The 19,165-nt window shown below is 51.8% G+C and carries 16 protein-coding genes; 5 read left to right on the top strand and 11 right to left on the bottom strand.

What is annotated here, in order from left to right; all coding sequences use genetic code 11:
* Nucleotides 1-295 precede the first annotated feature (295 nt).
* The gene (locus tag H6F90_RS05765) at nt 296-733 is read right to left on the bottom strand and encodes a peptidoglycan-binding domain-containing protein (protein WP_190551030.1); all 438 of its coding nucleotides are present in this window, start codon (nt 731-733) and stop codon (nt 296-298) included.
* A gap of 330 nt (nt 734-1,063) precedes the next feature.
* Between H6F90_RS05765 and H6F90_RS05760 the strand changes: the two genes are divergently transcribed.
* Complete coding sequence (locus tag H6F90_RS05760) at nt 1,064-1,210, top strand: hypothetical protein (RefSeq protein ID WP_190551022.1); 147 nt, start codon at nt 1,064-1,066, stop codon at nt 1,208-1,210.
* Nucleotides 1,211-1,234: 24 nt separating this feature from the next.
* Entirely contained in the window at nt 1,235-1,432 is a 198-nt protein-coding gene (locus H6F90_RS05755) for a hypothetical protein (RefSeq protein ID WP_190551020.1), read from the top strand.
* 111 nt (nt 1,433-1,543) lie between these two features.
* Here the strand turns inward: H6F90_RS05755 and H6F90_RS05750 are convergent, their stop codons facing one another.
* The 3 genes from H6F90_RS05750 to H6F90_RS05740 form a co-directional block, all read right to left on the bottom strand.
* Entirely contained in the window at nt 1,544-1,993 is a 450-nt protein-coding gene (locus H6F90_RS05750; protein ID WP_190551018.1) for a DoxX family protein, read from the bottom strand.
* Between the two features lie 71 nt (nt 1,994-2,064).
* Nucleotides 2,065-5,373 (bottom strand): efflux RND transporter permease subunit, encoded by a 3,309-nt coding sequence (locus H6F90_RS05745; RefSeq protein ID WP_190551016.1) that lies wholly within the window; start codon nt 5,371-5,373, stop codon nt 2,065-2,067.
* The gene (locus H6F90_RS05740; protein ID WP_190551014.1) at nt 5,373-6,797 is read right to left on the bottom strand and encodes an efflux RND transporter periplasmic adaptor subunit; all 1,425 of its coding nucleotides are present in this window, start codon (nt 6,795-6,797) and stop codon (nt 5,373-5,375) included. The genes H6F90_RS05745 and H6F90_RS05740 overlap by 1 nt, the downstream gene beginning before the upstream one ends.
* Before the next feature lie 113 nt (nt 6,798-6,910).
* Here H6F90_RS05740 and H6F90_RS05735 point away from each other — a divergent pair, with 113 nt between their 5' ends.
* Nucleotides 6,911-7,492 (top strand): PadR family transcriptional regulator, encoded by a 582-nt coding sequence (locus H6F90_RS05735; protein ID WP_190431135.1) that lies wholly within the window; start codon nt 6,911-6,913, stop codon nt 7,490-7,492.
* Between the two features lie 174 nt (nt 7,493-7,666).
* Entirely contained in the window at nt 7,667-8,068 is a 402-nt protein-coding gene (locus H6F90_RS05730) for a hypothetical protein (protein WP_190550996.1), read from the top strand.
* On the opposite strand, the gene H6F90_RS05725 is transcribed toward H6F90_RS05730, so the two are convergent.
* The 7 genes from H6F90_RS05725 to H6F90_RS05695 all read right to left on the bottom strand — a co-directional run bounded on the left by H6F90_RS05725 (nt 8,065) and on the right by H6F90_RS05695 (nt 18,724).
* The gene (locus H6F90_RS05725) at nt 8,065-11,634 is read right to left on the bottom strand and encodes a CHASE domain-containing protein (RefSeq protein ID WP_190550994.1); all 3,570 of its coding nucleotides are present in this window, start codon (nt 11,632-11,634) and stop codon (nt 8,065-8,067) included. The two genes, H6F90_RS05730 and H6F90_RS05725, sit on opposite strands and share 4 nt — an antisense overlap.
* 12 nt (nt 11,635-11,646) lie before the next feature.
* Nucleotides 11,647-13,074, bottom strand: coding sequence for an amidase (locus tag H6F90_RS05720; protein WP_190550992.1), 1,428 nt, complete (start codon nt 13,072-13,074; stop codon nt 11,647-11,649).
* 26 nt (nt 13,075-13,100) lie between these two features.
* Nucleotides 13,101-14,081: a 1-acyl-sn-glycerol-3-phosphate acyltransferase gene (locus H6F90_RS05715; RefSeq protein WP_190550990.1), complete on the bottom strand. Its 981-nt coding sequence runs from the start codon at nt 14,079-14,081 to the stop codon at nt 13,101-13,103.
* Nucleotides 14,082-14,199: 118 nt separating this feature from the next.
* Nucleotides 14,200-14,760, bottom strand: a complete 561-nt coding sequence (locus H6F90_RS31415) for a sugar O-acetyltransferase (protein ID WP_190550988.1) — start codon at nt 14,758-14,760, stop codon at nt 14,200-14,202.
* Nucleotides 14,761-15,137: 377 nt separating this feature from the next.
* Nucleotides 15,138-16,649 carry a DASH family cryptochrome gene (locus H6F90_RS05705; protein ID WP_190550986.1) on the bottom strand — a complete coding sequence of 504 codons (1,512 nt, stop codon included), beginning with the start codon at nt 16,647-16,649 and terminating at the stop codon, nt 15,138-15,140.
* 232 nt (nt 16,650-16,881) lie between these two features.
* Nucleotides 16,882-18,276 (bottom strand): asparagine--tRNA ligase, encoded by a 1,395-nt coding sequence (gene asnS, locus H6F90_RS05700; protein WP_199295739.1) that lies wholly within the window; start codon nt 18,274-18,276, stop codon nt 16,882-16,884.
* A gap of 22 nt (nt 18,277-18,298) precedes the next feature.
* Entirely contained in the window at nt 18,299-18,724 is a 426-nt protein-coding gene (locus H6F90_RS05695) for a TRAFs-binding domain-containing protein (RefSeq protein WP_190550984.1), read from the bottom strand.
* A 61-nt stretch (nt 18,725-18,785) separates the two neighbouring features.
* Between H6F90_RS05695 and H6F90_RS05690 the strand changes: the two genes are divergently transcribed.
* Nucleotides 18,786-19,130: a DUF6439 family protein gene (locus H6F90_RS05690; RefSeq protein WP_190550981.1), complete on the top strand. Its 345-nt coding sequence runs from the start codon at nt 18,786-18,788 to the stop codon at nt 19,128-19,130.
* Nucleotides 19,131-19,165: the final 35 nt, after the last annotated feature.

The raw sequence follows: 19,165 nt of genomic DNA, 5'->3' as shown, positions 1-19,165 counted from the left end.
GCGACAACCGTGCTCGGAGCCTGCCTAGGCGAGGTGGTTGTTGCCCTGTTGCTTCAGGAAGTTGAGCAAAAGCGCATGCTGTTACAGCAGCAGGGGTGGGAGGTTCAGATTACGAGGTGCAAGATCTGAGTCAACTAAAACTACAACCAGATGCCCTGGAAGCTTACCAGAGACTAACTCAGGTAGGTTGGCAGCTATTTGCTTTAACTTGTAGAAAAGCTAAAAACGCAAAAAACCCCCTGAGTAGGGGGATGAGAGCAAGAAGTTCGTCACAATAATTAAGCTTAAGCAGTTATTAGACTACTTGTTGTAGGGCTTCCTCTTGGAGAACATTGAAATCTGCACCACGAGGCAGACGCTTTTTAGCTTCTTCGTCCAGCTTTTTCCGAACGGTTAAATTAGCAATTCCAGTTGCTGGCAAGCTATAGGTTTGTTGGAAGGTCTTCATGGCTCGCAGAGTCAGAGGACCGTAAAATTCGCTTACAGGCAGCTTAGCATTGACGGTTAGATTCAAGCTGTACTGAAGATTTTTCACGATTTGTCCAGCTTTAATTTCTGTTGCGGCATCTAATCTGCCTGTAATTGGCAAGCTGTATTGGGCTTGAAATTCGCGTAATGCCGCCTGAGTGTAGATATCTAAGGTGGCGTCGTAGTTGCCGTTAATGCCGTTGGGGCCTAAGTTATATCCCAATCCATCCAAAACTTCTTTGATTTGAGTTAGAGAGTAAGCCATGATGCAATTCCTGCTGTTACTTGAGTAAGGGCTTGATTGATCTCAAGTTAGCTTTGGCAGCACAGCTGTCACCTCCTACGGTTTGGTCATCCAACCGCATGAGCTTGTTTTACTCCTATTGGATTGAGGAAATGTCGCGGATGAGAGTGAAGTTGTTTAGTTGCTAAAGCCAGTTCTCAGTAAGGTAAATGTCTATAAAAGCACTAGGCTATCGCGGATTTAACTGAAAATTCCTAAGGAGCAAAATAAGCCGTAAAAACAGGCTTGATTGGAATCTCAGGATCGCGTAAGAATACTAAATCCAAGTTCGCGACTTCACACACAGTAAGAATGAATACACAGCCAGATGACCAGCCTCATTCTGGGAGTACCGATACCGCGATCGCTCAGCAGTTTGGTCAGGCCGCTGCTCGGTATCAACGTTTTTCTAGTTCTTTCAGTCGTACGCTCAACTCGCTCTTTAGTTTTTGTGATTGACAACTGGTGCCGCTAGAGCGAGGGATGGAGCTAATTATTACTTGTACGACTAGCAATGTGCGATCGCAGGTGATCAACAGTTTGCTACCTATTTCAACCAGGCTACAAAGCTTGTTTGGGTGTTCTAAAATTCGGGTTTTGGGTGGGTCTTATCCGTTTGAGACGAGTACGGATGAGGTGATCCGTCATCACCGTTATTGGAAGCGGTACGACAATCGTTAAGTATTTGGTAAGAACTAGGCCATTGGGGGCAAGCACCCCTAACCCCTCGCTGAGGGACGGTTGCGTCCCTCAGACTCCTTCCAAAACAAATTAACTTCCGTTGTTACTAAATTAGTGCGTCTTCGCTTCGGGGAAGGAATTAGGGATTAAGTCACTTCCTGCTTGGGTTTCTGGGTTACGGGTGTACCAGTAGGCCCAGGCAATCAGTACAGCTTGGAGAGGAAGCCTAGCCCAGTACAGAGCTTGGTTTTGGGGGATCCCGTCAATCTTGATGTTGTGCAATGTCATGTAGATATTGGCAGGGAACACCGCAATAAACAGGGAAATTAAGCCCCAAGCTGCTGCCACACTAACGAAGGGAATCATTAAGCCAATGCCCCCCAGAATCTCAAAAACGCCACTGATGTAGACGGAGGCGAAGGGGGGAAACGGTGGCGGTACGATGCGGGCGTATTGTTCTGGTCTGACGAAGTGGCTGATGCCAACAATAATCAGACAAACCGCAAAGATACCCCGAAGGATTTCTTTGCGGCGATAACGGGATTGAGGGGCAGAGGACATAGAAACTCTGGAAAACGCTAGTTCAACGGTAGCGATCGCTTCTCCGTGCTGCGTCTACCAAGAGTTAGCTTTTAGCGTCGCCCGGAAACTGTAGGAGGGGGTACTTCCACAGGAATGGGTTGAGGAGCCAAGCGCCGTTTGCGTCCGAAGCCACCATGCCAATCATGGAGCAAGGTGTAGAAGCAGGGAATGATAAATAGAGTGAGCACTGTGGCAAGGGACATCCCAAAGAAAACCACGATCCCTAGAGGCTGCAGAAATTCTGACCCCTCTCCAATACCCAGTGCGAGGGGAAACAAGCCTAAAACGGTGGTGACAGTGGTCATCATAATCGGACGTAAACGTTGAGGAGCGGCGGTGAGAATGGCGGTGCGGCGATCGCAACCCTCCTCTTCTCGAATCTGATTGGCTAGTTCCACCATGATGATGGCGTTGTTGACCACAATCCCCACGAGCAAAACGGCTCCCACTACGACTGTGGCTCCGATCGCGGTTTTAGTGACATACAGACCTAAAATGCCACCTGCTAGCGCTAAGGGAACCGTCAGCATGATCACCAACGGATCAATCAGGGAGTTGTACTGCACTGCCATGACCACAAAGACCAGAAACGCAGCCAGCCCACCCAGGGTCTTCAGAGAATCTTGCAACTGACGACTCGACTCCGCCGCAGAGCTAGGCAACACTGATACTCCTTCGGGTAGCTCAATTCCAGCTAGGACTGCATTGACTTCCTCCAGGGCTGCGCCCAAACTAGCTCCCTCATTCAAGCTGCCTGCAATAATAAATACTTGCCGCTGGTTGATGCGCTGAATTTCACCGGGTGCTTGACCTTCTTCAATCCGAGCCACATCACCAAGTCGAATCCGGCGGCTATCTTCAACAAACAAGGGAAGTTGAGCCAATTCAGAGGCTTGCTGGATGGCTGTCTGATTGAGTTCTACTCGCACATCCACTAAGCGGTTGCCTCGCTGGAGTTGCGTGGGTACTGAGCCTTCTAGGGCAGTTTGGATGGTGTCACCAATATCTTGAGTCGTTAAACCAACAGTAGCCAGACGTTCCCAATCTGGGCGAATCTGTACTTCTGGTTGGCGTTCATCTGCATCGGGTCGGAAGCTAGCGAGAGCAACGCGATCATCCAAAGCTTGCAACGCCTGGCGTCCAGCTTGACTCAGTTGTTGAGCATTCGGGCCTTGCAGAATCACATCAATTTCTGCCCCCCGCACCGGAGAGTTATTCAGCACAATGCCTCGCACTTGGCCAGGATTCAGTCGCAGTCGAATCCCAGCCAGATTGAGTTTGTCAAACTCTTTGCTGACTCGAGCTACATAAGCTTCAACATCACTCCCAGGCTTAAGCGTCACCGTGCTGGTAGCTCGAAGTGGGTTAGCACTGGTATTGCTGCCAAACAAAGAACCCCCCACCGTCGTGAAGGCATAATCTGTTTCAGGTTGCTCCAACAGAATCTCATCGACTCTAGCCATCACCTTCTGACTGGTTTCTAGCGGGGTGCCTGGGGGAAACTGAGCCGATAAGTTGGCTTGACCTGTGCTGATGCGTGGCAGAATTTCTTGAGAAATTTGACCTGCCATCCATAAGCTGCCGCCGCCTAAAACGACAATGACGATCGCAACCACGACCAATCGGTGACGCACCACTTTGGCTAAGGTATTAGCGTAGCTACGGGTGGCTGAGTCAAAGCGTTCGTTAAATTTCCGCAATACCCAAAAGCGATCGACGTGACTTGACCAAGGCAGCATCAGCAGTCGCGCCGAGAGCATCGGCACCACTGTGACGGCAACAACGAGAGAAGCAACTACCGCAAAGCAAATGGTGAGAATTAATTCGTTGAAGAGTAAGGAGACAAAACCGCCAATCAGGACAAATGGCAGGACCGACACTAAGTTGGCTCCAGTCGCTGCCACCAAGGAAGACTCAACTTCTCGGCTACTCTCCTCAACGATTTCATTCGCGGCTTGGGTCGAATACTCAGTTGCAGTTCCCTCGCCTGCACTTTGCCTTGATTCTGCGACTCGCTTATTAATGTTCTCCAAAATGACTACAGAGGTATCCACCGCTTGGCCAATACTAATGGCGAGCCCCCCTAGACTAAAGACGTTGAGGGAGAAACCAGACAGCTTCATCACGATCGCCGCTGCCAAGGCACACAAAGGAATCGTGAGGGAGATAATGAATGTCTGTCGTAATGAACCTAAAAACACCAGAACTGAGAGAGCTGCTAAACCTGCGCCTGCTATCCCGGAACCTGTCACATCGGAGATGGAGTTACGAATAAAGCGCGACTCATCCAAGGTTGGACGGATCTCTAAGTCCTCTGGAATCAAACCAGACTGCTTGAGGGCTTCCAGCCTTTTTTTGACGCCATCTACCACTGCAACTGTGTTGGCATCGGGCTGCTTTTGCACACTGACTTTAACGGCAGGCTGGCCATTCAGCGCCACAAATACACGCTGTTCTTCATTACCGTCAATAATCTCAGCAAAGTCTCGCAAGTAAACCCGACTAGTCAGAGGAGAACTTGCAGAGGAAGCACTGTTCTCCCCTTGTGTGGCTCCGCTACTAGTTGCTTGGTTCGTAGCGGAGCTGCTGCCTCTCGTTTCAAATGACAAATTAGCAATTTCGTTGGCGTTTTGAAATCGGCCCACGGTGCGGGTCAGCGGTTCTACACTCGAGCCTAGAATACGGCCTCCAGCCACATCGACGTTGCGATCGCGTAGGGTATTCAACACATCTGTCAGCCCCACACCAGACGCTTGCAGGCGGTTGAGATCGATGTTGACTCTCACTTCTTCGGCCACACCACCGGAGACATCGACAGAAGCAACGCCAGGGACAACGCCCAACTCACGGGCTAGCTCTTCATCGGCAAACACGCGCAAATCCACGCTTTCACGGGAAGGCGAAGTTAGAGCAAACTCATAAACAGGTAATTGCGACGGATCAACCTTAAACAGGCGCGGTTCTTCTACCGTTTCGGGCAAACGTCCCCTAGCCCGGTTGAAGGCAGCCGTGGCTTCATTCAGAGCTTGGTCAATATCACCGCCTGGCTGAAAGAACAGGTCTAAACTCACCTGTCCTTCGCGCGTTTGGGAATAGACTTGCACCACTCCCTCGGTTGCAGAAAGCGCTTCTTCCAGGGGCTTGGTGACTTCATCGACTGCCACTTCTGGAGAAACTCCCGGCGCATCTACCCGCACCCCAATCCGGGGATAGGTAATGGAGGGCAGCAGATCAACTTGCAGCGTCGTGAGGAAGAAAATTCCCACCACAATCACGGCTAGGGTCAGCATCAGGGTACCGATATGCTGACGAATCGCGATCGCACTGACGCTAAAGCCTTTGGGTTGAGGAGCTTGCATTACCGCTGTTTCCCTTGGTTTGGATTAGGTTGAGTCGTTCGGGTAGGCTGGGTGGTTTGAGTCGATTGAGTTGGTTTTTGAGTTTGGCCAGGTTGAGTTTCTGAGAGAATGCTCAGACGCACCGGGGCGCCATCCTTAAGCGGTCGGCCACTACGAGCTACAAACTCTTCACCCACGCGCAAGCCAGACAAGATTTCCACTTTCCCGTTGGCTTGCTGACCTAAGGTGACAGAGCGGGCCACAGCTTTGGGTTCTTGGTTATTGCCATCCACGACAAATAAAGTGGCATTACTAGTGGCGTTAGTGCGCTGTTGCTGGCCTTGCTGGTCTCGCTGACCTCGCTCTGACTGAATGGCCGATTCTGGCACTACGACCCGTTGCGATCGCCCCTGCACAAAACTCACTCGCGCAAATAGCCCACTACCCACACGACCATTCTCGTTGGGAATCGTAACTTCAATCGGGACGTAAAGCGCATTTGCCACAGGCGTAATCCGAGTTACTTCCCCGCTAAAGACTTGATTGGGAAAGGCATCTAAGCTCACCCGCACGTCTTGCCCTTGGCGAATGGTGCCGAGTTGCTTATCCGCGACGTTGACGATGACTTTAGCGCTGCTCAAATCACCCAAGCGCAGAATCTCGGTGCCTGGTTGCACCAAAGTGCCTGGGTCCATTTCTCGCTTCAGCACCACACCTGTCACCGGGGAACTCAGCGTTGCATAAGATTGCCGCTCATTAGCTTGAGCCACCACAGCTCGCTGAGCGGCCACCCGACCCTGGGCTGCTACCACTGCCTGCTGCCTGGTGCGGACTTGTTCTTGGGCCGAGCGTAGAGCTTGAGCCGCAGTACGAGCTTCAGTTTGGGCTTGTTCAGCAAGCTGAGCGGCGATCGCTCCTTCACGCAACAACTGTTGGAGCCGCGCCGCATCGGATTGGGCCTGTTGCAGTTGGAGCCGCGCTTCTTCCACCTGCGTCCTGGCATCATTCACTTCCGCTTCCGCTTGAGCCACTTCCGACTGACGGGTAGCCAATTCCGCTTGGGCTTCTGTGACTGAAGTAGCCAACAGCGAAGCATCTAACTGGGCGACTGTCTGGCCTCTACCCACCGTATCCCCCGCATCAACGAGGAGATCGAGCAATTGGCCTTCCACTTGAGCCCGCAGAGACACTTCCCGCAAGGGCTGAGTTGTTCCAGTAAATTCCAAATTTTCTTGCAAGGAGCCAGTTTCAGCGATCGCCACATCCACTGGAGTTGGGCCACCGCGTGCCCCTCCGTTCTGCTGCCGAGGTGCTTCTGCATCTGCTTTGGTGAAAATTCCGCAGCCTGATACAGTTACCAGCAGCATCAGCAGCAACGCTCGACTGGCCAGCAGTAGCGGAAATCGTTCTGAGGTTTGAGGCTTTACGTCAGCAGACTGTGGCATAACTTGAACGAACCACTCGAACGTCGTTTCTGAAATTTTAACTTTGCTTTACAAATTTCGGTACACTTACTAGGTATATCAATTTGTTATAAGCAAATTCTTTGAATTAGCCCATGCTTGAACTAGCAGCTCTCGGACTTCTGCAACAGCAACCGTTGCATGGATATCGCCTCAAACAGCAGCTAGAGCAGTTTATGAGTGGTTGTATTAGCGTCAACTATGGGGCGATTTATCCCTTGCTCAAACGCTTAGAGGACCGGGGTGACATCATGACTCAAACTGAGGAAGCGAGTCAGGGAGGCCCCAGCCGGAAGATCTACCAAATTACATCTCAAGGACGCGATCGCTGGAAGCAAGAAATGATGGCTCACCCCCACGAAAGTTGGGTGAATGCGCGATCGCGGTTTTGCATCAAGGTTTTCTTCTTTAGCCACATAGAGCCAGCCGAGCGGCTGAAGTTAATTAAGCACCGCTTAATGACTTGTCGGTTGCGCTTAGAAAGTCAGCAAGCCGAGCCAACACCGAGTGATCCGTACCAAGCGGCGATCGGGCAACGATTTGAGATGGTGTTGCAGGATGAAATTCAGTGGTTAGTCCTGCAACTGCAACAGGAAAAGCTAGACAGTTTGGACAGTCCACCTCAGCCTGCATCCATGAGCCTAGATAGATTTACGGCTTATAGCGAATTCTCTTAAGGCCAACGCTAAAACCCAATTTGCTGCCACGATAGACTGATTCATGATTTAGTGATTTAGTAGAAATTGGCACAGAAGACACACCTAGAGTCTGTCAAGCAACCAACTCTGCTTTTTTGATTTTGCTCAATTCATTCATGAGAGGGAAAGGGTAATGACCCTTCTAGTTGTGCTATGAATCCAAACCTCAAAGGGCTAAACATCCCAGCAGAAGTTTTTGAAGCTCTGGAGTTGCGATCGGCCATGACTGGCGTAGACAAAGCCGATTTAGTGGTAGAAGCCCTGCGGCAAAACTTAGATCTGGCTTTCACCATCGAGCATTTGATTGCTGAGATTGCCAGCTTGAAAGCAAATGATCAGAAGTTAGAAGTTGATGTTTTGGATCTTAGGCAGAAGGTGGATGGTCTAGAAGGACGATTTGCTGGCCTCAAGACTGCGCTGGAGCGAAATACCGAAATTGCTTTAGGAGCTAGGATGCGATGCACCAGAGCAGTAGCCCAATCTAGAAGCTTAGTGGCTCAAGCTCGTAGCACCCGTCAAGCCGTTGCGGAAAGTCGGCAGCGATCGTGGTCCTAAGTTGAGTGAGGGGTGGTACGTCCTGCTAAGTGGGCAACTGTCGCAATCAGGTCGGATGGGCTCACAGGCTTAGGGACATGCAGTTGAAAACCAGCTAGGAGTGCGCGGTTTCGGTCGTCTTCTCTAGCATATGCAGTTAAGGCCGCCGCTGGAATGCGCCCTCCCTGCTCGACGGGCAGCGATCGCACTTGATGAATCAGGGTATAGCCATCAATCTCTGGCATGCCAATGTCGCTCACCAATACATCTGGGCGTTGCTGCTGTATGGCCGCCAAAGCTTCTGTAGCAGAAGCAGCCGCAATCACACTCGCACCGCATTGTTCTAAAGCAGTCGCGACAAATTCGCGGGCATCGGGTTCATCATCCACCACCAGCACTCGTAAACCTTGCAGATCGATAGAGGGTTCTAAGACCCCTAAATTGCTGCTAGTCGTAGAAGCTGGCTCAGGGCTGATCGATTCTAAGCGAGCCGTAATCAGGGGTAATTTAACCCTAAAAGTGGCTCCCTGGTCTTCGCCTAGGCTTTCTGCTTGCACTACTCCGCCATGCAGTTCTACCAAGTGCCGCACGATCGCCAGTCCCAATCCTAAGCCACCATAGGAGCGAGTGGTAGAACTGTCTGCTTGGCGGAAGCGCTCCCAGATATAAGGCAAAAATTCTGGGCTGATGCCTCGCCCTGTATCACTGATGATAACTTCCGCCTGAGTCTGGCTCCGCGCTAGCTGAATTTGCACTCGGCCACCGGATGGGGTGAACTTAATGGCATTGGAGAGAAGATTCCAGACAATTTGCTGAAGGCGATCGCTATCCCCAGAGATCGGGCTGGCCGATGAATCTAGCACAGATTGCAAAAGAATCTGCTTAGCATCGGCAGCAGGACGCACTGTCTCGATCGCAGCTTCAATCACTACCACCAAATCCACCGGACGCACTTTCAGCCGCAACTTACCCGTAATGATCCGGGAAACATCCAAAATATCTTCGATCAAAGTTGCCAGTGAGCGGGTATTCCGTTCCACTGTTTCTAAAGCTCGCGCCACCATCGCTTCGTCAAACTGTCTCGATCGCAACAATTGCGTCCAACCCAGCATGGCATTTAAGGGGGTTCGCAACTCGTGGGACAGGGTGGCCAAAAACTCGTCTTTGGTGCGGTTGGCGTTTTCGGCTTGAGTCCGTTCTTGTTGAGCGATCGCATAGAGGCGAGCATTATCCACCGCGATCGCTACGCGACGAGCCAAGTCTTCTGCCAAGGCCAAGTCAGCTTTACCATAGCGCCGACCTGACTCAGCAGCCACAAAGATGATAGCTCCTAGAATCTGCTCACGCGCTACCAGCGGCACGATCATTAAAGATTTGAAGCCAATCTCCCGCATCAGCTCCAAATGCTGAGGATCACGGGCTCCCTGCACCAGCATGGCATCAGTGACTTCTGGGTAAAGTTCGGAATGGCCAGTCCGTAACACTTGGGCTAGACCTGTGGAAGCATTCGGATCGAGCGGATATTGCTGGCGGAGTTTATGTCCTAGCTCGACTTTGGCTGGATCAACATGGGCAACCACCAGTTGTTGCACCGCGCCATCGGGCTGAATAATATCTACTCCGCACCAATCCGCTAAAGTGGGCACCACCAGTTGAGCGACGCTCGTGAGAGTAGTTTCGTATTCTAGAGAGGAAGCAAGAACCGTACTAGCTTGGGCGAGGAATCGTAGCGCCTCTTCTGCTCGCTTGCGCTCGGTTAAATCTAAGGCAAAGGTAATCCCTACATTCGGATCTTCTTCCAGCCGGGCACCACCCACCAAAACCGGAATCCGACTGCCATCTTTGCGAATGAATTCCTTTTCGTAAGCAGAGCAAACGCCACCTCTCTGATCTTCTAGAATGGCCTGCTCATCTAGATAGCGATATTCAACAGGAGTCAAGGCATCCCAACGCAGCCGACCTGCTGACAAGTCTTCGGGTGTGTAACCGACCATTTGCAGAAAGGCGTGGTTGGCTTCCAAGATGTTGCCAGTGCGCCCCGCAAAAAACAAACCGATAATATCTGCTTCAAATAAACGCCGGAAGCGCCCTTCGCTATTTCTGAGAGCAGTTTCTATTTGTTTTTGTTCAGTAATATCCTCATGCATGAGTACTACCTCACGCGGGCGGCCCAGCTTATCTTTCACGGGGTAGATAAAGGCTCTCACCCAACACTGAGAGTCTGAGCGCGAAGCCACACCGGGTAGCGTAGCTTCCAAGTCATACAAGACCGCTGGGATAGCGGTGGCGACTCCGGCGAATCCCCGTTGAAGATAGGGCATGAGGCCTTTCTCGACCAATTGCTGATCGGCCAAAACATTGTAGTCACCCAACTGCTCTAGCGTGATGCCCCACAGTTCTTCCCAAGCCTGGTTCACCTGAATCGTGCGACCATCGGGGGCAAAAATTTGGGTACTCCAAGGCGATTGCTCAATTAGCGTCCGGAAGCGTTCTTCACTCTGGCGCAGCGCTTGTTCTGACTGGTATAACTCCGCCAGCGATCGCTCAGCGACAGACCGAGCCTGTACTTGCGATCGCGTCACCCAAAACAGCGCCAAACTCAACCCAATTCCACTCAAGGCAATGTAGGGTACGAAGCTCTTGCTAGAAGCTAGTTCAAACTCTGGGCTAGAGGTGAAAGTGATGTGCCAAGCTCGACCCGCAATGGCGATCGCCCTGGATGTAGTGAACCGAGGACGGTAAGGCAATCGTTGGTGAATCCGCAATCGATCCGAGCGGTGCAGCAAGTTTTGTGGGTTTCGATCAGATCCGTCATAAATTTGGAACTCAACCGCTGGATATTGTTCATTGCCGAAGATCCCTGCCATCAGGTCATCGGCTCGGAAAGGACTGTAGACGAAGCCTTGCAAAGCTGACCGCCGCCCGGCGACCGTACCAGGAGTATCCCCCGTACGATACAGCGGTACATAGATCAAAAAACCTGCTTGCTTATTTTGCTCAATTTCTTGTAAGAGAGTCACTCGACCCGAAGCTGCCGCAGCTCCAGTATCGCGAGCCTGCTCCATCGCTGCCCGCCGCACTGGTTCTGTAAACATATCGAACCCGAGGGCTGCTCGATTGCGCTGGTCGAAGGGTTCTAAGTAAATAATGGCGTGGTACTCGGCTCGCGGAAAGTCTGGTTGAATGGCAAAGTTAGTAAAGCCCTGCTGTCGCATCTCGCCAACAAAAGCATCCTTGTCGTCTGCTCTCAGCCGTACCGAGAAACCAATCCCTTGAGTGCCTGGATAACGCCGCCCTAGTTCTACCTGTTTTACATAAGTGCGAAATTGGGCTGAGGTAAGGCGCTCATTGACAGCAAACAATCCACTACTGGAGCGTAGTAGGGCGATGTAGGTTTCTAAACGATTTTGAATTGCATCTTCAGTCCGCTGAACTGCATTCTCGAATCGTATTTGGTCTTTGGCTCGCGCCACAGTCGCCACGTAAGCAGTCGCAACGGTGGTTAGCAGCAATGCTCCCCCTAAAACGAGATAGGGGGTCCAAGTACGACGGGGCCGAACAGGTGGCCAAGGCAATCTCACTTTCATGTTGGCGCTGACTCAAAGAGCGAAGCGAGGACGGCGATCGCTCCAAGGCTGTAAGGCTTCAATCTGAGCCGCCAAAGCGATCAGAGTAGACTCCGCCGCAGGACGCCCGACAATTTGCACCCCCACGGGCAACCCTCGCGGATCGAATCCTGTCGGAATGGCGATCGCAGGTTGACCACTGGCATTAAATGGCGGCGAAGGAGCGACCCAATTGGTAATTTTCTGCAAGGTTTCGGCAGGGTCTAAGTCAGCCCATTCTCCCACCCGAATTGTGGGGTGCAAAAAGACAGGCAGCACCAGCGCATCATAGGTATTGAAGAAAGCCACAATGCGACGGGCGATCGTCTGCATCATCCCCACCGCTTGCAGATATTCCCCACAAGAATCAGACTGCTCTAGCATCCAGCGATTCATCGGTTGCAGATACTCCCCTGGAATTCCGGATGCTGCCACCCCCGCTCGCCAAACCACTGTAAACGGCTCTACCAGATCCGCAAAGTCAGGACAACCCGGTTCAACTTGATGCCCCATCTTTTCTAACAACTTCACTGTATCCAAAACGGCTTGCTGACAGACGGGGTCAGCTTCTCCAATCGGTTGCACCGCAGTCGAGAATGCAATTCGGAGCGGTGATACAGGTTGCCCAGCCGTAGCTTTGGCTTGCTCTGCCACCTTGAGAAAAGAAGGATTCGGGTCTGGGAACCAATAAGGATCACCCGTGGTGTAACCGGACATCACATCTAGCAGGGCTGCCGCGTCTGTGACGGTGCGGGCCAAAGGGCCATTGGTGGCAAGCCCACTCAAGCGATCGCCTACGGGTGCATAGCTAATTCGGCCTCTAGAAGGCTTAATGCCCACCAACCCACAACAAGCCGCTGGCCCTCGAATCGAACCACCACCATCCGAACCTTGAGCGATCGCACATAGCCCTGCCGCCACTGCTGCTGCTGCCCCACCGCTAGACCCACCGGGCGTGTAGTCCAAATCCCAAGGGTTTCGAGCGGGAGGAAATCCTAGAGGTTCTGTGTAAGGAAAAGAACCCAGCTCAGACGTTGCGGTTTTGCCCAAGATCACAAAGCCCGCTTGCCTGATCCACGTCACCACCCCATCTTCATAGTTAGCGATATTGTCCTTCATTACCGGAGTGCCGTAGGTACAGCGCACCCCTAGCACCGCACTCAAATCTTTAACTGAAATCGGCACCCCAAAAAACGGTGGCAGTTCATCAACATTGTGGTTCTGAGCGAGAATCTCTGTTTTGGCTTTGGCGTCTGCGATCGCCTGCTCTGCCGTAACTGTGAAATAACTACCAAGCTGACTATCTAGCCGCTGAATGCGCTCCAGATACAGCTCGACTAGTTCTAACGGCGACACTGTTTTGGCACGAATCAGTTGTGCTTGCTCAACAGCGGGGGTAAAGGCTAACTCAGTTCGATCCATAGTTTTCTTCCAGCGATCGCGATACTTTACCAAAACAGGTGATTCAGAGATTTGCGGAACAGCTTCACCCCTTGAGGCTCCTGATAATCTAAGGGCAAGAGTTGTAGCAACGCCGCTTGCAATGCGTCTATGGCGGCTTGGGCTTCTTGAGGTTTGGGGCGATGGGAGGCAGGAAAATGCAGCGGTTCACCAAACCTGACTGTTAAAGTTTTACGAAAATAGAGGTCTTTGGTGCCGATTAACGCGACTGGCACAATGGGCACCCCTGCTCGCAGCGCATAAATGACCGTCCCCCGTTTTAAGGGTAAACGCAATTGTCCTTCTAGCGTGCCCAATCCCCCCTCCGGAAACAGGATAATGCCATCCCCGTGAGCAAAAATTGCTTGCACCGCCCGATCAATTTGCCGCAAAGCCGCGATCGCATTTCCCGCCGGAACATCTTGCTCCAAAGCCGCCCCTAGCTCCGCTAAATCTGGGCGATCGCTCTTAGCCGCTGCAATCACTGCAATTTCCTCTCGCCACCGCCGCTCAACCGGAATCACTCCTCGCGCTTGCCGCAACACCTGCCGCTTCCACCACTTGTTATATAGCGTCCGGGCATCCGCCAAGATGTGATAATACGGCTCACCCGGAACCTCCGAGAGCAGCAAGAATGGGTCAATGTGATTGAGATGATTAGCGGCAAGTAACACTGGCCCTTGGGGAATGCGCTCCGGATACTCCACCCGCACCCGAAACAAACTGTGAATCAGCGATCGCAACACAGTTTGCCGAAACTCACCTGATACGGCTCGCTCAAACTGACCTCTCGCGATCGCCTCTGTCTCATCCAGTGCTGATTGGATACTGGCTCGAACTGCGCGATCGCGAGCCGCAGCAAGCCCCTCCTCTACGCGCTGCACCACCGCTGGCGTTAACTCAGGTAGCGCTTGAATCGCTCCTAGCTCATCCGATTGCGATTTACTCACCACCTCAAAAGTTGGCTGCTCAGAAGGGGGACTGCTCATGCTCCCAATCTCACCTGAGAATGTCTAGCCAGTATAGGGCGAAAATTTTACCCTGACCGAATCACTCCACAATGCTTTAATTTCGTCACTATTAGAGGCGATCGCTCTCTACCCAAATCTAATCCTTCACCTCACGAATGACGCGGCAAGGATTGCCTACTGCAAGCACTCCCTCTGGAATGTCCTTCGTAACTACACTGCCTGCCCCAATAACCGAACCAGCGCCAATCCTTACGCCGGGAAGGATCAAGACACCACCCCCCACCCAGACATCTGAGCCGATCTCTATTGGCTTAGCCAGTTCTAAACCTGTACGGCGATCGCTGGCACTGAGGGGATGAGTTGCTGTGTAGATTTGCACCGCAGGCCCAAACATCACGTTGCTACCAATCAAAACTTCGGCAACGTCTAAAACGACGCAGTTGAAATTAAAGAAAACCTTATTGCCCAGCGTGATGTTGCTGCCATAGTCGCAGAAGAATGGTGGCTCAATCCAAACCTCTTCATCTGTGATTTTGAACAACTCTTGGATAATGCGGCGACGCTCCTCCAGTTGGTCATCGCGGGAATCATTGAGCGTCTTGATTAACAGGCGAGCCCGACGGCGTTCAGCGCAAAGTTGAGGGTCGAGTGGGTCATAAAGCTCACTGCTCAGCATCTTGTCCTTTTCGCTTTTCATCTGCCCCTCCTAGCCCAACCGCCAAAACTCACTTGCCGTTGAGTTCACCGCTAACCTAGCATCTGGCTGCAGCGATCGCAGCTATTAACTCTTTCCCAAAGGCGATTGCCTTTGTCCTGATTTGCTTATCAGCAAGGTGGATGAAGCGAGAACAGGAGACTGCAATTGGGCACACTACAAGCATCTCCTCCGTCACCTCCACAGGGCAAACTACCGATGAATAGACGCTTTCAGACTAGAGGGCTTTTTCAGACTAGAACACGTAGTTCCCAAGGATTTACCATCTTTGACCTAGCAGCCTATCTCTTCTTAGTTGGCTTGCTCGTCCTGGCCTTACCCATTTTTCTACAACCCTCTGCTGCTAGTGGTAGCACCAATTACCGGAGTCGGGCCGTTTTACCGCTGCGCTTAGAAATCGGGCGCTGATTCTGGGGAGTGGCAGCGTCATAGATTTTCTCATTCGCTTCAGCAGACTTGAATAGATCTACCACCGGATGCGGATAATCCACACCAATTCTGACGTTGAAGCGCTGTTGTTCGACAGGTTGCAGTTTCCACGGTTCATGTACTTTCGTAGCAGGAACATTCGCTAGCTCCGGTAGCCAGTGCTTCACATATTCACCCTGCGGGTCGTAATCTTTCGACTGCTTGAGAATATTGAAAAAGCGGAAGCCACGGGCATCATTGCCGACACCAGCCGTATAGTTCCAGTTGCCCCAATTGCTGCACACATCGTAGTCAATCAGCATCGACTCAAAATACTCGGCACCGATTCGCCAATCAATTCCCAAATTCTTCGTCAAGAAGCTCGCCACATTTTGACGACCGCGATTGGACATAAATCCCGTTGCCGCCAGCTCTCGCATATTGGCATCCACCAGCGGAAAACCCGTTTGCCCTTGCCTCCACAGCTCAAAACGCTGCGGGTCATCTTTCCAAGCGATCGCCAGCCCTTGCAAGCCAGAGCCATAGAACACGCGATCGCCATGTTTGGCACAGACAAACCGGAAATAATCGCGCCACAGTAGCTCAAAAATCAGCCAGTAAGTTGAATCATTCTTAATTCGTTTGGACTCATACTCCTGCACCTGCTCATAGATGTAACGCGGCGACAAACAACCCAGCGACAGCCAAGGCGAAAACTTCGACGAATAGTCTGCCCCCAACATGCCATTGCGCGTCTCCTTATAGGTTTTGAGGCGATCGCGCTGCCAAAAATATTCATGCAGCCTTGCCAGCCCTGCCGTCTCCCCACCTTTGAACTGCACCACCGCACGTTCATCCACAACAGGCAGCTCCAAATCCAAATCTGCCAGTTGCGGCAACTCACCTACCTCTACGTCGGGCAAAGAAGGCAACTTCTGAGGCTTCGGCAACGTGGGATCGACATTGGCATACTTTTCCACCTGCTTACGGAAATTAGTGAATAGCTCCGGTAGCTCAGAGATCTCAAAGGACAAATTATCGAGATGATAAAGCGTCTGTCCCCAAAAGGTTTCTAGCGTTATACCCAGAGGTTGTAGCGCAGTTTTTAATGCCGTTTCAATCGCCGTCTCTTCAGACGTAACCTCGCCATAACAGTAAACCGCCGAGATCTGCAGTTGATTAACTAGTTCCGGAATGATGGCCTCAGGCAAACCCCGACGCACCACCAAATCACTGCTCAGCGATCGCAAGCTTTCCCGTAAATCTGCGATCGCCTCCAACAGAAACTGCGCCCGAAACGCCCCCGTCTTTGGAAAACCAAACGAGGTTTGATCAAACTGCCGAGCATCAAAACAATAAAAAGGAACCACCTCAGCCCCAGCCTGCAGCGCTTCATGCAGAGGCTCATGGTCATGGAGCCGCAAATCATTGCGATACCAAATCAAAACTCGTTTTTCAGCCACAATCAATCGTTCCAGCCCGATTTCTTAAATAGATAAAGCTTAAACAAGCCCCCCTACCCCCCAAGCTTGGGGGAACCAGATTAAAGCATAGGTAAACATAGCTCTGACTAGCATCCACAAGAGGAACTGAAGAGAGTAAGGGTTACTTCTGGAGGGGGTCTGGGGGACGCAGCCGTCCCTCAGCGGGGGTTTGGGGGCGAGTGCCCCCAAGGCTCGGATTTAGCCCCAAAAACTAAAAATCAGCACTTAAAGGCGTACGCGGGAACGGAATCACATCTCGAATATTCGTCATCCCCGTCATAAACTGCACCAACCGCTCAAACCCCAAACCAAAACCCGCATGGGGCACCGTTCCATAACGACGCAAATCGAGATACCACCAATAAATCTCTGGGTCTAATCCTTGGGCTTTAATCCGCCGCTCCAGCACATCTAGGCGCTCCTCCCGTTGCGAACCGCCGATAATCTCCCCAATCTTAGGGGCCAGAATATCCATTGCCCGCACCGTTTTCTCATCATCACTTAGGCGCATGTAGAACGCCTTGATCTGCGTTGGGTAATCCGTCAAAATTACAGGCTTTTTGAATACTTCTTCCGCCAAGTAGCGCTCATGCTCCGACTGCAAATCTAGACCCCACTCCACCGGATACTCAAATTTACGATCGCATTTCTCCAACAGGGCGATCGCGTCCGTATAGGTCAGCCGCTCAAACTGGTTATTGATGATGTTATCCGCCGTCGCCAGCACCGTATCATCAATCCGCTGATTAAAAAACTCCATATCCTCCGGGCAGCGCTCCAACACCGTCTTGAAGATATGCTTCAGGAACGCTTCGGCCAAATCCATATCGCCGTCTAGGTCACAGAAAGCCATCTCTGGCTCCACCATCCAGAACTCAGCTAAGTGACGGGAAGTGTTAGAGTTCTCAGCTCGAAACGTCGGACCAAACGTATAGACATTACTGAATGCCATTGCCATGATTTCGGCTTCGAGCTGCCCACTTACCGTCAAGTAGGCAGGTCTCCCGAAAAAGTCTTGGCTGTAATCAATTTCTTTCGCGTCCGTTAGCGGCACCTGTTTCAGATTCAGGTTCGTGACTGCAAACATTTCCCCCGCCCCTTCACAGTCACTCGCCGTGATCACAGGGGTATGGACCCACAAAAAGCCCCGCTCTTGGAAAAATTCGTGGATCGCAGCGGCACAAGCATTCCGCACCCGGAATACAGCCCCTAGGGTGTTCGTGCGAGGACGCAAATGACCAATAGTACGCAGAAACTCAAACGAATGCCGCTTCTTCTGTAAAGGAAAGCTCTCTGGATCGGCTTCTCCGTAAACCGTTACCGATTGGGCTTGCAGCTCAATTCGCTGTCCCTTGCCCTGAGAAGGAACTAGAACCCCAGAAATCTCTATTGAGGCACCCGTGTTGGCCTGCTTCAGCACTTCCTCATAGTTGGGCAAGTCTTGGTTCAGCACCGCTTGTAAGCTGGCTAAAGCAGAGCCATCGTTAACTTCTACGAAAGCAAAGCCCTTCAACTCTCGCTTGGTTCGCACCCAACCCTGAACGGCGATCGCTTCATTGGGTTCACCGCTGCGCAATACTTCTGCAATCCGTCGTGTCGCTATCATCGTTAAACACTAAAATCGGGGGCTAATTGGCACAGGACTTCAAAATCCAGCCTACAACAACGCCCAAACCACCAAAACGCACCGCTTGCCAAAAAACATCCTTCAAGCTGTTCCAGGAGAGTAACTGGCTTTCTAGGGCGACCTCCAAAGCATCTAACTGCTGCCGAATTTGCTTAAGTTCTGCTTGGAGTTCTTGGCGCACTTCCTGCGATCGCGTCTGTCGCAAGTCACGTTGCACTTGGTCCAAACGCTGTTGCAGATTGTTCTGACGGGATTGGTCGTCCTGAATTTGAGTGTAACGTTCTTTGAGAGATTGCAGCGATCGCTCTAGTTCCTGTACCGCCTCCGCAAACTCTTGATCGAAAGTCGCTGAAGATTCATCAGCATGAGTCAGTTCGGCATCTGGTTCAGGCGGTGAAGGCGATGATGATTCGGGCGGTAGCTTCATGACAACAATAGTAAAGTAGGGTTAGATGCCAACCCAGCTCACACGCCTTTAGGACTTGCTTATGCCGGATGCAACTTCCAAACCAGCAGCGATCGCTCAAGGTCTCACTGCCCCTCAGACCGCACATCTGCAAGAATTGAGCACTCTCGAACTTGCCCAAGCCCTAGCAGCCCGCTTGACCTTAACAGACATGGACTGGCATCGGCTAAAGTCTAACCGGAAAGTGCGTGCTAGCGAACAAGCCGCCGCCGCTTTAGTTTTTCTGCTCAAAGATCAGCCGGAAGAAGCTTTACCGCGTCTGCGCCAAGCCGCTGGATGGCTCGACCGTTCTGTGTCTGCGCCTCCGTGTCCGACGCATGGCCACCGTCAAGCCAGCCCATCACCCAGCCCTACTCCCGAAGTTTGAGCTTTCGAAGGCTGAAGCACCTGAGCAAGCTTTAA

It is taken from the genome of Trichocoleus sp. FACHB-591, assembly GCF_014695845.1.
GTDB lineage: Bacteria > Cyanobacteriota > Cyanobacteriia > FACHB-46 > FACHB-46 > Trichocoleus.
The sequence above is the reverse complement of the archived record's forward strand: the minus strand, read 5'-3'. Positions and strand labels throughout refer to the sequence as shown.